At 72.8% G+C, this 474-nt stretch carries 2 pseudogenes; both read left to right on the forward strand.

The features are described from left to right. A pseudogene (locus tag K9U40_RS23535) lies at nucleotides 1–294 on the forward strand (hypothetical protein); the annotation flags it as partial. Next, nucleotides 291–474 (forward strand): annotated as a pseudogene (locus K9U40_RS23540) (glycosyltransferase); the annotation flags it as partial. The pseudogenes K9U40_RS23535 and K9U40_RS23540, both read left to right, overlap by 4 nt.

Below are 474 nucleotides of genomic sequence, written 5' to 3' on the forward strand. Positions count from 1 at the left end.
GTGGTGATGACCGGCCACGGCGGGCAGACCGACTTCCTGCCGCCGGAACTGGCCTGCCTGCTCGACTACCGGATGGTGCCGGCCCACGAGCCCTTGTGGGCCCGGGGCTATTCGCCACGCGATGCGTGGGCCGAGCCCGACGCGGCGCAGGCCGGACGCTGCATGCGGGCATGGGCCGCGGACCCGGCCTCCGCACGCGCGCGCGGCGAGCGACTGGCGGCCCACGTCCGCACGGAATTCGCCGCGGAGCGGGTGCTCGCGGCGCTGCGGACGGCACTGGAGCGCCCGGCATGATCCCGCGCACCTTCCACTTCGTGTTCGGCCTCAAACCGCAGACCGAGCCCTTCCACCTGATGTACTACCTGTGCCTGGCCTCGTGCCTGGCGGTGGAACGTCCCGATTCGGTGGTGCTGCACTACGAGCACGAGCCCTGGGGCCCCTGGTGGGACCGCATCCGGCCCGCGCTGCAACTGC

The organism is Xanthobacter autotrophicus (assembly GCF_030015065.1).
GTDB classification, from domain to species: Bacteria; Pseudomonadota; Alphaproteobacteria; order Rhizobiales; family Xanthobacteraceae; genus Xanthobacter; species Xanthobacter autotrophicus_D.